This window comes from Micromonospora sp. NPDC049060 (assembly GCF_040649055.1).
In the GTDB taxonomy this organism is placed as follows: Bacteria; Actinomycetota; Actinomycetes; order Mycobacteriales; family Micromonosporaceae; genus Micromonospora; species Micromonospora reichwaldensis.
Map to the genome: position 1 here is coordinate 1 of NZ_JBEZEV010000054.1, position 12,748 is coordinate 12,748.

General features: G+C 72.5%; 13 protein-coding genes and 1 pseudogene. 8 read left to right on the forward strand and 6 right to left on the reverse strand.

Going from position 1 to position 12,748, the window contains the following annotated elements:
* Window positions 1-95: pseudogene (locus AB0B83_RS19360) on the forward strand (phosphoglycerate dehydrogenase); the annotation flags it as partial.
* Window positions 96-150: 55 nt separating this feature from the next.
* On the opposite strand, the gene cydB reads toward AB0B83_RS19360, so the two are convergent.
* Both cydB and AB0B83_RS19370 read right to left on the reverse strand, forming a co-directional pair.
* Window positions 151-1,149: a cytochrome d ubiquinol oxidase subunit II gene (gene cydB / locus AB0B83_RS19365; RefSeq protein ID WP_357579348.1), complete on the reverse strand. Its 999-nt coding sequence runs from the start codon at window positions 1,147-1,149 to the stop codon at window positions 151-153.
* A gap of 15 nt (window positions 1,150-1,164) precedes the next feature.
* A complete protein-coding gene (locus tag AB0B83_RS19370; protein ID WP_357579349.1) occupies window positions 1,165-2,580 on the reverse strand; it encodes a cytochrome ubiquinol oxidase subunit I in 1,416 nt (471 codons plus the stop codon).
* A gap of 173 nt (window positions 2,581-2,753) precedes the next feature.
* On the opposite strand from AB0B83_RS19370, the gene AB0B83_RS19375 reads away from it, so the two are divergent.
* The 5 genes from AB0B83_RS19375 (at window position 2,754) to AB0B83_RS19395 (ending at window position 7,135) form a co-directional block, all read left to right on the forward strand.
* Complete coding sequence (locus AB0B83_RS19375; protein WP_357579350.1) at window positions 2,754-3,527, forward strand: lysophospholipid acyltransferase family protein; 774 nt, start codon at window positions 2,754-2,756, stop codon at window positions 3,525-3,527.
* A gap of 25 nt (window positions 3,528-3,552) precedes the next feature.
* On the forward strand, window positions 3,553-4,131 hold the full coding sequence (locus tag AB0B83_RS19380) for a hypothetical protein (protein WP_357579351.1): 579 nt from the start codon (window positions 3,553-3,555) through the stop codon (window positions 4,129-4,131).
* A gap of 58 nt (window positions 4,132-4,189) precedes the next feature.
* Window positions 4,190-4,951, forward strand: a complete 762-nt coding sequence (locus AB0B83_RS19385; RefSeq protein WP_357579352.1) for a glycerophosphodiester phosphodiesterase — start codon at window positions 4,190-4,192, stop codon at window positions 4,949-4,951.
* 18 nt (window positions 4,952-4,969) lie between these two features.
* Window positions 4,970-6,358 (forward strand): MFS transporter, encoded by a 1,389-nt coding sequence (locus tag AB0B83_RS19390; RefSeq protein WP_357579353.1) that lies wholly within the window; start codon window positions 4,970-4,972, stop codon window positions 6,356-6,358.
* A gap of 63 nt (window positions 6,359-6,421) precedes the next feature.
* Complete coding sequence (locus AB0B83_RS19395) at window positions 6,422-7,135, forward strand: thymidine kinase (RefSeq protein ID WP_357579354.1); 714 nt, start codon at window positions 6,422-6,424, stop codon at window positions 7,133-7,135.
* A gap of 4 nt (window positions 7,136-7,139) precedes the next feature.
* Here AB0B83_RS19395 and AB0B83_RS19400 read toward each other — a convergent pair whose 3' ends face one another.
* From AB0B83_RS19400 to AB0B83_RS19410, 3 genes are all read right to left on the reverse strand, one after another.
* Window positions 7,140-7,598, reverse strand: a complete 459-nt coding sequence (locus AB0B83_RS19400) for a hypothetical protein (protein ID WP_151453194.1) — start codon at window positions 7,596-7,598, stop codon at window positions 7,140-7,142.
* A 151-nt stretch (window positions 7,599-7,749) separates the two neighbouring features.
* Window positions 7,750-8,397: a response regulator transcription factor gene (locus AB0B83_RS19405; protein WP_132237626.1), complete on the reverse strand. Its 648-nt coding sequence runs from the start codon at window positions 8,395-8,397 to the stop codon at window positions 7,750-7,752.
* The gene (locus AB0B83_RS19410; RefSeq protein ID WP_357579355.1) at window positions 8,394-9,350 is read right to left on the reverse strand and encodes a HAMP domain-containing sensor histidine kinase; all 957 of its coding nucleotides are present in this window, start codon (window positions 9,348-9,350) and stop codon (window positions 8,394-8,396) included. Before AB0B83_RS19410 ends, AB0B83_RS19405 begins: the two co-directional genes overlap by 4 nt.
* Window positions 9,351-9,833: 483 nt before the next feature.
* Here AB0B83_RS19410 and AB0B83_RS19415 point away from each other — a divergent pair, with 483 nt between their 5' ends.
* Together AB0B83_RS19415 and AB0B83_RS19420 are read left to right on the forward strand one after the other, a co-directional pair.
* Entirely contained in the window at window positions 9,834-11,132 is a 1,299-nt protein-coding gene (locus AB0B83_RS19415) for an ArsB/NhaD family transporter (RefSeq protein ID WP_357579356.1), read from the forward strand.
* A gap of 34 nt (window positions 11,133-11,166) precedes the next feature.
* Window positions 11,167-11,652 carry a TrkA C-terminal domain-containing protein gene (locus AB0B83_RS19420; protein ID WP_165947845.1) on the forward strand — a complete coding sequence of 162 codons (486 nt, stop codon included), beginning with the start codon at window positions 11,167-11,169 and terminating at the stop codon, window positions 11,650-11,652.
* An 81-nt stretch (window positions 11,653-11,733) separates the two neighbouring features.
* Here the strand turns inward: AB0B83_RS19420 and AB0B83_RS19425 are convergent, their stop codons facing one another.
* Entirely contained in the window at window positions 11,734-12,732 is a 999-nt protein-coding gene (locus AB0B83_RS19425; protein WP_132237620.1) for a tyrosine-type recombinase/integrase, read from the reverse strand.
* Window positions 12,733-12,748 lie beyond the last annotated feature (16 nt).

Genomic DNA, 12,748 nt, shown 5'->3' on the forward strand with positions numbered 1-12,748 from the left:
TCGGTGAGCTGCCGCCGGAGGTCACGGTCGAGGTGGCCGAGGACGTCTCCCGGCTCCCCTCGGAGACTGCCGGCGTCCGGTTCTGGGTGCCGCCCGCCCCGCCGGCGCGGGTGGTGGCGGCGGGACCTCACCGCCACCCGCCGTGGGCGGTCAGTGCCGCGGGATGTGGGCCACCCCGATGCGCTTGCGGAACACCCAGTACGTCCAGCCCTGGTAGGCCAGCACGATCGGGGTGAACACCACCGCCACCCAGGTCATGATCTTCAGGGTGTAGGGGGTGGAGGCGGCGTTGGTGGCGGTCAGCGTCCCGGCCGCGTCGAGCGTGGAGGGCAGCACGTTCGGGAAGAGCGCCGCGAAGAGCGTCGCCACGGCCAGGGCGATGGCCACGGCGGTGCCGGTGAACGCCCAGCCCTCCCGGCGGGCGCGGGCGGCGGTGAGGCCGCCGAGCAGGGCGAGGGCCGCGCCGACGGCGAACACGACGGCGGCGGTGCTGGAGCGGATGTTCAGCGTCCAGGTCAGGAACGCCACCGCGAGCACGGCGGCGGCCACGCCCACGCGTACCGCGAGGGCGGCGGCGCGCTCGCGGACCTCGCCGACGGTCTTCAGGGCGATGAACACGGCGCCGTGGGTGAGGAACAGCGCCGCGGTGGTCGCGCCGCCGAGCAGGGCGTACGGGTTGAGCAGGTCGAGCAGGCCGCCGACGTACTCGTGGTCGGCGTCGAGCGGCACGCCGCGCAGGATGTTGGCGAACGCCACGCCCCACAGGATCGCCGGCACCACCGAGCCGACGAAGATGGCGGTGTCCCAGCGGCGTTTCCAGGACGCCTCGGGGCGCTTGTGGCGGTACTCGAAGGCGACGCCGCGGATGATCAGGGCGAGCAGGATCAGCAGCAGCGGCAGGTAGAAGCCGGAGAACAGGGTGGCGTACCACTCGGGGAACGCGGCGAACATGGCGCCGCCGGCGGTGATGAGCCAGACCTCGTTGCCGTCCCAGACGGGGCCGATGGTGTTGATCAGGACGCGGCGTTCCCGGTCGTCGCGACCGAGTACGGGCAGCAGCATGCCGACGCCGAAGTCGAAGCCCTCGAGGATGAAGTACCCGGTGAACAGGACCGCGACGAGCAGGAACCAGATGGTGGTGAGTTCCACGGTTGTCTCCGGTGATCAGTAGGCGAACGCGAGCGGGCGCTCGGCGTCGTCGTGGGTGTCGTCGATGTCGGGGTCGGGGGTGAGGTCGGGTACGCCGGCCTTGGCGTAGCGCAGCAGCAGTTTGACCTCGACGACGGCGAGGATGGCGTAGATGAGGGTGAAGGCGGTGAAGGAGGTGAGCACCTCGGTGAGCGAGACGCTGCGGGAGACGCCGTCGCGGGTGAGCATCTCGCCGAAGACGATCCACGGCTGGCGGCCCATCTCGGTGAAGATCCAGCCGAAGGAGTTCGCCGCGAGGGGCAGCAGGGGCATGACCAGGCCGGCGCGCAGCAGCCACTTGCTGGTGGGGGTGCGGCCCTTGCGTTGGCTCCAGAGCACCAGCAGGGCGATGGCGGCGGCGGCCATCCCGAAGCCGATCATGAAGCGGAAGCTCCAGTAGGTGACCGGGATGATCGGGGTGTAGCTGCCGGCGCCGTACTGGGCGGCGTACTGGGCCTGCAGGTCGTTGATGCCCTGCACGGTGCCGTTGGGGTCGCCGGTGCCCAGCCAGGACAGCAGGTGCGGGATCTTGAGGGCGAACAGTTCGCGGCTGCCGTCGAGGCTGCCGACGGTGAGTACGGAGAACGAGGCGGGGCTCTCGGTGGTGTAGAGGCCCTCGGCGGCGGCCATCTTCATCGGCTGCACCTGGGTCATGATCTTGCCTTGGATGTCGCCGGTGATGGCGACGGCGGCGGCGGAGACCAGGGTGACCCAGGAGCCGAACTTCGCGGCGAAGCGGTAGGCGGGGGTGTCGGCGGAGTCGCGGTTGCGCACCAGGTGCCACATGGCGACGGCGACCAGCAGCGAGCCGGCCACCAGGAACGCGCCGGCGATGGTGTGCGGGAAGGTGATCATGGCGACCTTGTTGGTCAGCACGGCGACGAAGTCGGTGAGTTCGGCGCGGCCGGTGTCGGGGTTGATCCGGTAGCCGACCGGGTTCTGCATGAACGAGTTCGCCGCGAGGATGAAGTACGCGCTGAGGTTGCTGCCGATCGCGGCGGCCCAGATGCTGGCCAGGTGCAGCCGCCTGGGCAGCCGGTCCCAGCCGAAGATCCACAGGCCGATGAAGGTGGACTCCAGGAAGAACGCGACAAGCGCCTCGATCGCCAGGGGGGCGCCGAAGATGTCGCCGACGAAGCGGGAGTAGTCGCTCCAGTTCATGCCGAACTGGAACTCCTGCACGATGCCGGTCACCACGCCCATCGCGAAGTTGATCAGGAAGAGCTTGCCGTAGAACTTGGTGAGCTTCAGGTACTTCTCGTCGCCGGTGCGGTGCCACATCGTCTGGAGGATCGCCACCAGCACGGACAGGCCGATGGTCAGCGGCACGAAGAGAAAGTGGTAGACGGTGGTGACACCGAACTGCCAGCGGGCGACGTCCAACGCGTCCACCAGTAACCCCCAGGCTGTGCATACTACGAGACGTAGTAAATACTACTGCTCGTCGTAGAAGAATCGGCAGGGGCGGGGGTCCCGAAGCGACCCGGGACCAATGACCCTGATCACCTCTGCCGGACGGCCCCGCCACCACGCGGGGTGGCCCGCGCGTGCGACCATGCGCGCTGATGGACACCACCCGCCCGACCTGGCAGCCACCGCTGATCTGGCGTGCCGCGCAACTGCTCGCCCGCGTCGTCGTCGTGCTCCTGGCCCGCCTGGAGGTCAGCGGCGACGTGCCCGAGGCGCTGCGCCGGGGCCCGCTGATCCTGGCCGCCAACCACATCAGCCCGTTCGACCCCGTCGTGCTCGCCGCCGCCTGCCGCGCCCGGGGCGTCGCCCCCCGGATCATGGCCACCGGCGGGCTGTTCCGCACCCCCGTCATCGGCGCCCTGATGCGCCACGCCGGGCACCTGCGGGTCGACCGGGGCACCGCCGCCGTCAGCCGCGCCCTCGACGACGCCGCCGCGGCGGTCGCCGCCGGCTCGGTGATCCTGGTCTACCCGGAGGGCCGCATCGGCCTCGACCCCGGCTTGTGGCCCGAACGCGGCAAGACCGGCACCGCCCGCCTCGCCCTCGCCTGCGGCGCCCCGGTCGTCCCGGTCGCCCAGTGGGGCTGCCACGAGGTGGTGCCCTACCGCGCCCCGAAGGGGCTGCTGCGCGGCATCGCCCGTTCCCTGGTGCGCCGCCCTGTGGTGCGGGTGCACTTCGGCGACCCGGTGGACCTCGCCGACCTGACGCCGGCAACCCCGGGCGCCGCCCTGCGCGCCACCGACCGGATCATCGACGCCATCACCGATTCGCTGGTGCCGTTGCGGCCCGACGAGCCCGACAGGCCCCGCCACGTCGACCCGAGTCGCCCGATCGACACCAGCCGCTCCCAGCGCTCCGGAAGGACCTGATCCCCGGCGTGGGCACAATGGCGCGGTGACCCGCCTGCGCCTGCCGCTGCTCGTCGTCGCCCTGCTCGTCCTCGTCTGCGCAGGCGGGTATGCCGTCCTGCGCTCGGCGTACCACGACGAGAAGGACCGCCGGGACCTCAGCGACCTGACCCGCTCCTCCCCCTGGCCTGCCGAGGACCTGCTGGTCCCCGACGACCTGCCCCGCTCCGGCACCCTCGGCTGGCTGGACCGGCTCGGTCTCGACATCGCCTACGGCCTGCGCACCCGCGACGGCCGTACGGTGCCGGTGGTGTGGCAGCAGCACCACCCGGCCCCCGACGGGTCCCTGGCCGACGGGGTCGACTGCGACGTCCGGACGATCCACGTCTGCACCGACGCCGGCGACGGTCTCACCCTCGTCGTGACCCGGGACACCGACAACAGCGACCCCGCCACCGCGCTGTACCTCTTCGCCCGCGACCAGGTGCTCAGCGTCAGCGTGCAGGGTCCGGATCCGGTGACCGCCGACGACCTGCGTGGTGCGCTCACCCGCACCCACCACCCCTCCGACGGCGAGCTGCTCGCCCTGCTGCGCGGACCCGGCTACCAGACGGACTGGAGCTGACCCGCTCCGGCCGCCGGCCGGTCACCCGCCGGCCACCGCGCCCCGGCATACTCCCCGCGTGACCCACGCCTACCTCGACGGCCCCGCACCGCTGGCCTTCGCCCACCGGGGCGGCGCCGCCGAGGGCGACGAGAACACCGCCGCCGCGTTCGCCCGGGCGATCGGGCTCGGCTACCGGTACGTCGAGACCGACGTGCACGGCACCGCCGACGGCGTCGCGGTGGTCTTCCACGACGCCACGCTGACCCGCGTCACGGGCGAGCCGGGGCGCATCGCCGACCTGCGTTGGGCCGACCTGGCCTCGGTACGCGTCGGCGGCGCCGCCGTGGTCCCCCGCCTCGACGAGGTTCTCGACGCCTGGCCGCAGGTGCGGTTCAACATCGACGTCAAGGCCGACGGCGGCGTCGAGCCGACAGTGGCCACCGTCGCGCGCGTCGGGGCCGGCGACCGGGTGCTGCTGGCCTCGTTCAGCGACGCCCGGCTGGCCCGGCTGCGCGCCCTGACGCAGGGGCGCGTCGCCAGCAGCCTCGGCATGCGCGGGGTGGCCCGGCTGCGGATGGCGTCGCTGACCGGGCGGGCGCTTCGACTGCCCCCGTCGGTGGTCGCCGCGCAGGTGCCGGTGCGCTACGGGCGGGTGCCCGTGGTGGACCGCCGGTTCCTGCGCCACGCCCACCGACTCGGACTGCACGTGCATGTCTGGACGATCGACGAACCTGCCGAGATGCACGAGTTACTCGACCTCGGAGTGGATGGCATCATGACCGATCACGTCGGCGTGCTGCGCGACGTGTATCACAGCCGCGGTCACTGGGCCGCCTGAACCGTTCGAAGGACCCCGATGGCCGAGACCGTCACCCCCGCCGTGGGCGACACCCCCGCCCCGGCGAGCACCCGCCGCGAACGCAGCGGATGGTACTTCTACGACTGGGCGATGTCCGCCTTCTCCACCACCGTCATCACCGTCTTCCTCGGCCCGTTCCTGACCACCGTCACCGAACTCGCCGCCGGCTGCGAACTCGGCGCCGACACCTGCGGCGGCTACGTGTACCCGCTGGGCATCAAGGTCGCCGCCGGCTCGTACTTCCCGTACCTGGTGTCACTGTCGGTGTTCCTCACCGTGTTCGCGCTGCCGATCGTCGGCGCGATCGCCGACCGCTCGGCGCACAAGAAGCGGCTGCTCGCCGCCGCCGCCTTCATCGGCGCCGGCGCGACCGTCGGCATGCTCTTCGTCACCGGCGACCGGTACCTGCTCGGCGGGGCGCTGTTCATGGTCGCCAACATCGCCTTCGGCGCCGGTGTCGTGGTCTACAACTCGTTCCTGCCGCAGCTCGGCGGCCCCGACGACCGCGACGGCATCTCCAGCCGCGGCTGGGCGCTGGGCTACCTGGGCGGCGGCCTGCTGCTGGCGCTCAACCTCGTCGCGGTCAGCATGCTCGGCGAGGAGGGCAACCACCAGCGCACCCTCGACCTGGCCCGCTGGTCGATCGTGTCCGCCGGCGTGTGGTGGGCGGTGTTCACCCTGATCCCGCTGCGCTGGCTGCGCGAGCACCCCACGGCCGCCGCGCGGGCCGGCGGCAACCCGGTCAGCGACGGGTTCCGGCAGCTCGGCCGCACCCTGCGCGAGATCAAGGCGTACCCGCTGACGCTGTTCTTCCTGCTGGCGTTCCTGGTCTACAACGACGGCATCCAGACCGTCATCGCCCTGGCCAGCCAGTACGGCACCGAGGAGCTGAAGCTCGGGCAGAGCACCCTGATCGTCACCATCCTGCTGGTGCAGTTCCTCGCCTTCGGCGGCGCGCTGCTGCTCGGCGCCCTCGCCAAGCGCATCGGCGCCTGGAAGACCGTGCTGATCAGCCTGGTGCTGTGGACCGGGGTGATCCTCGGCGCGTTCCGGCTGCCCGCCGAGGCACCGGTGCCGTTCATGATCCTCGGCGCCGCCATCGGCCTGGTGCTCGGCGGCAGCCAGGCCCTGAGCCGGTCGCTGTTCAGCCAGCTCATCCCCGCCGGCAAGGAGGGCGAGTACTACGGCTTCTACGAGATCAGCGACAAGGGCACCAGCTGGCTCGGCCCGCTCGCCTTCGGCATCGTGTTCCAGCTCACCAACTCCTACCGGGTGGGCCTGGTCTCCCTGCTGATCTTCTTCGTCGTCGGGTTCCTGCTGCTGCTGGCCGTGCCGATCCGCCGGGCGATCGTCGCCGCCGGCAACACCCCGCCCCGGGTGCTCTAGGAAACGCGGGCCCGTCCCGCACCGGCCGGATCAGCGGGCGTCGATCGGCTAGGCTGCCCGACCGTGACCGACCACGCCACCGCCCCGACCTGCCTGGCGCGCCCGCCGCTGGGCCCCGACGACTCCCCCGCCGGGTGCGCCGCGGCGCGGGGCGTGGACGGGCGTCCGCTGCACGCGGCGGCGTTGAAGTTCTTCTGGGGGCCGATGGACTGCGGCAAGTCCACGATGGCGTTGCAGATGAACTACAACCACTCCCGGCAGGGCCGCCGCGGCCTCGTCACCACCCGCATCGACCGCTCGCTCGGCCCGCAGGTCACCACGCGCATCGGCCTGGCGCACGAGGCCGTCGAGGTCACCGACGAGCTGGACCTGCGCACCCTGGTGCGCGACACCTGGGCCGAGGGCGTACGCGTCGACTACCTGATCTGCGACGAGGCGTCGTTCTACAACCTGGAGCACGTCGAGCAGATGGCGGAGCTGGTCGACAGCTACGACGTCGACGTGTACGCGTTCGGGCTGGCCACCGACTTCCGCTCGTGCCTGTTCCCGGCCGCGCAGCGGCTGTTCGAACTGGCCGACGAGGTGGCCCGCATCCAGGTCGAGGTGCTCTGCTGGTGCGGCCGGGAAGGGCTGCTCAACGCCCGGGTCGTCGACGGCCGGGTGGTCCGCGAGGGCCTGCAGGTGGTCATCGGGGACACCGTGGACAGCGCCGAGGTGCGCTACCAGGTGCTCTGCCGCCGGCACTACCGCGCGGGCGAGCTCGGCCCCCGCCGCTGAGGCGTCAGTACGGGTCGCCGCACACCCGCCAGCCGCCGTCCTCGCGCACCACCGACAGCTTCCGCTCCTCGGTGAGGCCGCTGTCGCGGGTCAGCCGCACCGCCACCGTGCCGCGCGGGCTGCCACCCCGGGTCGCCACCGACACGTCGACGATCTCGTAGCCGTTGACCAACGGCGGGGTGCGCAGCCAGCTCGTGAACCCGATCGGGCTCCACCGGCTGCGCGCGTCGGCGCAGAGCCGGTCGTACGCGCCGTCGGTGTCGCCCGCCGCCACCGACCGCAGGAACCCGTCCGCGGTCTCCCGCACCGGGCCGCTGGCCTGCGTGACCACCTGCACGTTCCAGGCGCCCAGCCCGGCGACCCCGATGCAGCACAGCAGCACGGTCACGCCCGCGAACACCAACCCGGTACGCACCGGGCGGCTCCGACGGGCCGGCCGGCTCCACGGCTGCTCAGCGCCCACCCGTCGACCGTAGAGAACCGGTGGGCCCGCCCGCAGGAAAGTCGGCCCTGTCGCCCCCGTACCGGCCGGTCGGGTCGCGGTCGCCGCCGGCACTGAGCACCGCCCGGACCGGCCTGCCGAACGCCGCCCGGGCCGGTCCCGCCGCGCGCGGTCATGGCTCGATGAGCCCGGCCCGGATGGCGTAGCGGGTCAGTTCCAGCCGGTCCCGGAGGCCCAGCTTCTGCAGCAGGTTGGCCCGGTGCCGCTCGACGGTCTTGACGCTGATGAACAGCAGGCGGGCGATCTCCTTGGAGGAGTGGCCCTCGGCGACGAGCTTGAGGATCTCCTCCTCGCGTTCGGTGATGGCCCTGGCCGGCACGCTCTCGCCCCGCGCGCTGCGTTCCAGGTAGGTACGGATGAGGGCGTTGATGGCACCCGGATAGAGGAACGGTTCGTCGCGTACGGCGGCGCGGCAGGCCTCCACCAGGTCGCGGTCGGCGACGGACTTGAGCACGTAGCCGTTGGCGCCGACCTTGAGGGCCTCGAAGAAGTACTGCTCGTTGTCGTACATGGTCAGGATGAGGATGCGCAGGCCCGGCTGCTGCCGGGACAGCTCCCGGGCCGCCTGCAGGCCGGTCAGTCGCGGCATGGCGATGTCGAGAATGGCCAGGTCGGGACGCTCGGTCTGGGCCAGGGCGATGGCCTCCGCGCCGTCGCCGGCCTCCGCCACGACGGTCAGGTCCGGTTCGCTGTCGAGGATGAGGCGCACGCCACGGCGGACGAGGGCGTGGTCGTCGGCGAGCAGGATGCGGGTGGTCACGGCCGGCCATCCCGGTCGCCGAGCGGCACCCGCAGCCGCACCTCGGTGCCGCCGCCCGGGCCGGGACCCACGCTGAGCTGGGCGCCGATGAGCAGGGCCCGCTCCCGCATGCCGCGTACGCCGGCGCCCTCGGCGGCGTCGCCGATGCCCCGGCCGTCGTCGCGGATCCGCAGCTGCACGTGGCCCGGTCGACGGGTCAGCGACAGCTCGACGGTGGCGGCCCGCGCGTGCCGGACGGTGTTGGTGAGGGCCTCCTGCGCCACCCGGTAGATCACCAGTTCGGCCTCGCCGTCGAGGGTGGGCAGGTCGGCGTCGAGGTGCTGGCGCACGGACAGGTCCGTGTGCCCGGTGACCTCCGTGACGAGCGCCTTGAGGGCGCTGGTCAGGCCGAGCTCCTCCAGTACGCCGGGGCGCAGCCGGCGCGCGATGCGGCGGATCTCGTCGAGGCTGTCGCGGGTGGTCTCCTGCACCTGGGCGAGTTGGGCGCGGACCGGTTCAGGCGCGTGCCGGGCGACCTGCTTGAGTTCGAGCAGGACCGCGGTCAGGGTCTGGCCGACCTCGTCGTGCAGTTCCTGGGCGACGCGCCGGCGCTCGGCCTCCTGGGCGGACAGGGCGCTGGCCGCGCTGGTGGCCCGCTCCGCCTCCAGCCGGTCGATCATGGCGTTGAAGGCGCGGATCAGGTCCGCGATGCCGGCCTGCCCGGCCGGGACCGGGCGGGGCTCGGGCTGCAGCAGGTCGATGGTGGTCATGGCCCGGGTCAGCCGGTGCAGCGGCGCGAGGCCGACGCGCAGCAGCGCGGCGTTGGCGACCAGCATCGCCGCGAGGCCCACGGTCAGCACGAGGGCCTCGGTGAGCAGCACGGGGGTGGACACCGTGACCGGGCCGAGCAGCAGCAGCGTGGCGGCGACGAGTACGGCGGCGTTGAGCAGGAAGATCCGCCAGAACAGCGACACGACGGCACCTCCCCTCCCGCTCCGGTTCCGACGCCCTGCGGCTCCCGCGCTCGTCCGCGCTTCGTGACGCGGCGGGCCGGCCCGCGCCGCAGCGGTGATCACCCTCGTCATGGCCAGCCTGTCGGCCGTGGCGCGTGCTGTAAATGCGTGCCGGCACCCATTATCGCCGCAGGTCCGCCGGGCCGCCGACAGGCCGGGCACCGGGCCGACGGCAAATGGGTGTCAGCCCCGATGTCGACCCGCAGCGGACCGATGACCATGAACGCGAGCCCGGGGCCGGGAGCCGCTCCGGGCTCCGATCCCTCGTGCGCGGCTCCCTCTGTCGCCGCCCGTGCGGGCGTTCCCCGCCGCGCCGCGCCGAACCCGGGAGGACCCTGTGAACCGTCATCCGATGGTGACCGAACCCGCGCCACCGGAAGTTGAGGCGGTCACCTGCGCGCAGCGGCGCGCCGGGGTGGAGCACGGTCCGCCGGGCAGGTGCCCGTGAGCGCGTGGCCCGCCCTCGCCGCGATCGTCATCTTCACGGTCGCCTTCGTCTTCATCGCCACCGAGAAGATCAACCGGGTCGCGGTGGTGCTGGGCGCCGCCGGCCTGATGGCCGCGCTCGGGCTGGTGCCCGGCTCGGACGTGTTCTACGCCCACCACGCCGGCATCGACTGGGACGTCATCTTCCTGCTCCTCGGCATGATGATCATCGTCGGGGTGATCAAGCAGACCGGCGTGTTCGAGTTCATGGCGATCTGGGCCGCCCAGCGCTCGCAGGGGCGGCCGTACCGGCTGATGGTGCTGCTCGTCGCGATCACCGGCATCGCCTCGCCGGTCCTGGACAACGTCACGACGGTCATGCTGGTCGCCCCGATCACCATCTCCGTGTGCCGCCGGCTGGGCATGCCCGCCGCGCCGTTCCTGATCGCCGAGGTGCTCGCCGCCAACATCGGCGGCGCGGCCACCCTGATCGGCGACCCGCCCAACATCATCATCGGCAGCCGGGCCGGGCTGAGCTTCAACGACTTCCTCTGGCACATGGCCCCGGTCACGGTGCTGATGTTCCTGGCGTTCCTGGTGCTGGCGCGGGTCATGTTCCGCCGGGCGTTCGTGCACCGCCCCGAGCGGTTCGAGGCGGTACGCGACATGGACGCCCGCGCCGCCATCACCGACCCGAGGTTGCTGATCCGCTGCCTGGTCGTGCTCGGCCTGGTGATCGTCGCGTTCACGCTCCACACGGTGATCCACATCGACGTGGCCGTCGTCGCGCTGCTCGGCGCCGGGCTGATGGTCCTGGTGTCCAGGACGGACAAGTCGGCCTATCTGGGCGAGGTGGAGTGGCCGACGCTTGTGTTCTTCACCGGCCTGTTCGTGATGGTCGCCGGCCTGACCGAGACCGGGGTGATCAGCTGGATCGGCGAACGGGCCAGCGACGCCGTCGGCGACAACTACTTCGCGGCGGCGACGGGCCTGGTCTTCGGCTCGGCGGTGCTCGGTGCGTTCTTCGACAACATCCCCTACGCGGCGACCATGGCGCCGATCGTGGAGGGCCTCGTCGCGGGGGCCCCGGATCCGGGTACCGGGCAGGCGCTGTGGTGGTCCTTCGCCCTGGGCGCCGACCTGAGCGGCAACGGCACGGCCGTGGCGGCCAGCGCCAACATCGTCGTGCTGGGCATCGCCGCCCGCGCCAAGGAACCGATCAGCTTCTGGCAGTTCACCCGCTACGGCATCGTCACCACGATCATGACCACGGTGATCGCCTGGGTGTACGTGTGGCTGCGCTACTTCGTGGCGTAGGCCGGTCCGCTGTGCAACACGACAGGAGGCAATGATGCAGATAGAACGCATGCCGCTGCCCGGCATCGGGGTCGGCTACACCCTGCACACCGGGGAGGGACAGGTGATCGGGGTCGTCTGCCATCGCGGCGGCCGGCGGGACGTCGTCGTCTACGCCCCCGGCGACCCGGACACGGTGGAACGGTCCGTGACCCTCAGCCCGACGGAGGCGCAGGAGGTGGCCGAGCTGCTGCACCCCATCGCCACCATCGACCACGTCACGCACCTGGAACGCCACCGGGAGGCGATCAGCGTCGTCGAGCTGCCGGTGACGGCCGCGTCGCCCTACGACGGCCGGACCCTGGCCGAGGCCGTCGCGCGCGTCAACGGGGTGAGCGTCGTCGCCGTCGTCCGCGACGGGCGGACGGTCACCGCACCGGGGCTGGGACACGTCCTCGCCCACGGCGACGTCCTGATCGTCGCCGGGGGCCAGCAGAGCATCGAGGCGCTGAGCCGGGCGCTGATCCACACGGACCCGTAGGCCGCTCCACACGGACCTGCGGGCCGCGAGCTCCGGGCGGTGGATGCCACCCACGCGCGGCATCCACCGGCCACCGGCACCTCAGCCGCGGCGGCGGGCCCGGGCCGCCCAGATCGCGTACGCGGGATCGCGGTCGAGGTTGTGCCGGTCCCGGTCGTAGCGGCGGGTGGTGCGCGGATCGGCGTGACCCATCGCGTCCTGCACGTCCTCCAGGGGCACGCCCTCGGCGCGGGCGGTGGTGGCGAACGCGTGCCGCAACGAGTGCGGTGACAGCCTCGCCCACGCCGGGATGCCGGCCGTACGGGCCAGCCGGCGCACCAGCCGGAACATCGCGTGCCGATCCAGCCGGGCCCCGCTGGCGGTGACCAGCAGCGGACCGGTCAGCTCGTGCACCGCCACGCCCTGGGCGGCGGCCCGCTGGGCCAGGTACGCGTCGAGGGCGTACGCGGTGCCGGGGGTCAGGGCGCGGCGGCGGGGCCTGCCGCCCTTGCCGACGAACCGCACGCTGCGGTGGCCCCGCTCGGCGCCGAGGTCGGCCAGGTCGAGCGAGACCAGCTCCCCCACGCGCAGTCCGAGGTCGGCCAGCAACGCGATCGCGGCCCGGTTGCGGGCGGCGGTCGGCCCGGTGTCGGCCTCGGCGGCGGCGAGCAGCGCGTCGACCTCCTCGGGGGCGAGCCCGACGGTCGCGGAGTGGTCCCGGTCGATGCGGGGGCGGTCGGCGCCGGCGACCGGGTTGGCCTCGACCGCGCGCAGCTTGACCAGGAAGTCGTACCAGCTGGACAGGGCGGAGAGCCGGCGGGCGACGGTGGCGGGGGTCAGCGGCTTGCCGGTGCGCGCGCCGAGTGTGGCCTCCAGCGCCCGGCCGTACTCGTTGACGTGCAGGAAGTTCGCCTGCAACGGGTCCAGTTCGCGGGCCGCGCACCAGGCGAGCCAGCCGGCGACGTCCCGCCGGTACGCGTCGCGGGTGTGCTCGGACAGCCGCCGGTTGCGCAGCCACGCCTCGGTGAAGTCGACGGGCCCCCCGGGCAGGGCCAGCGGGGTGGGCCGGCTTGGCCGCGCCGGAGCGTTCGGGGAGAGCATGTGAAAAAGGTTCTCA

Bases quoted from the DNA above. Each gene is read 5' to 3' on its own strand.
- AB0B83_RS19375 (WP_357579350.1), top strand. From the start codon at position 2,754: ATGGACACCACCCGCCCGACCTGGCAGCCACCGCTGATCTGGCGTGCC.
- AB0B83_RS19390 (WP_357579353.1), top strand. From the start codon at position 4,970: ATGGCCGAGACCGTCACCCCCGCCGTGGGCGACACCCCCGCCCCGGCG.
- AB0B83_RS19420 (WP_165947845.1), top strand. From the start codon at position 11,167: ATGCAGATAGAACGCATGCCGCTGCCCGGCATCGGGGTCGGCTACACC.
- AB0B83_RS19425 (WP_132237620.1), bottom strand. From the start codon at position 12,732: ATGCTCTCCCCGAACGCTCCGGCGCGGCCAAGCCGGCCCACCCCGCTG.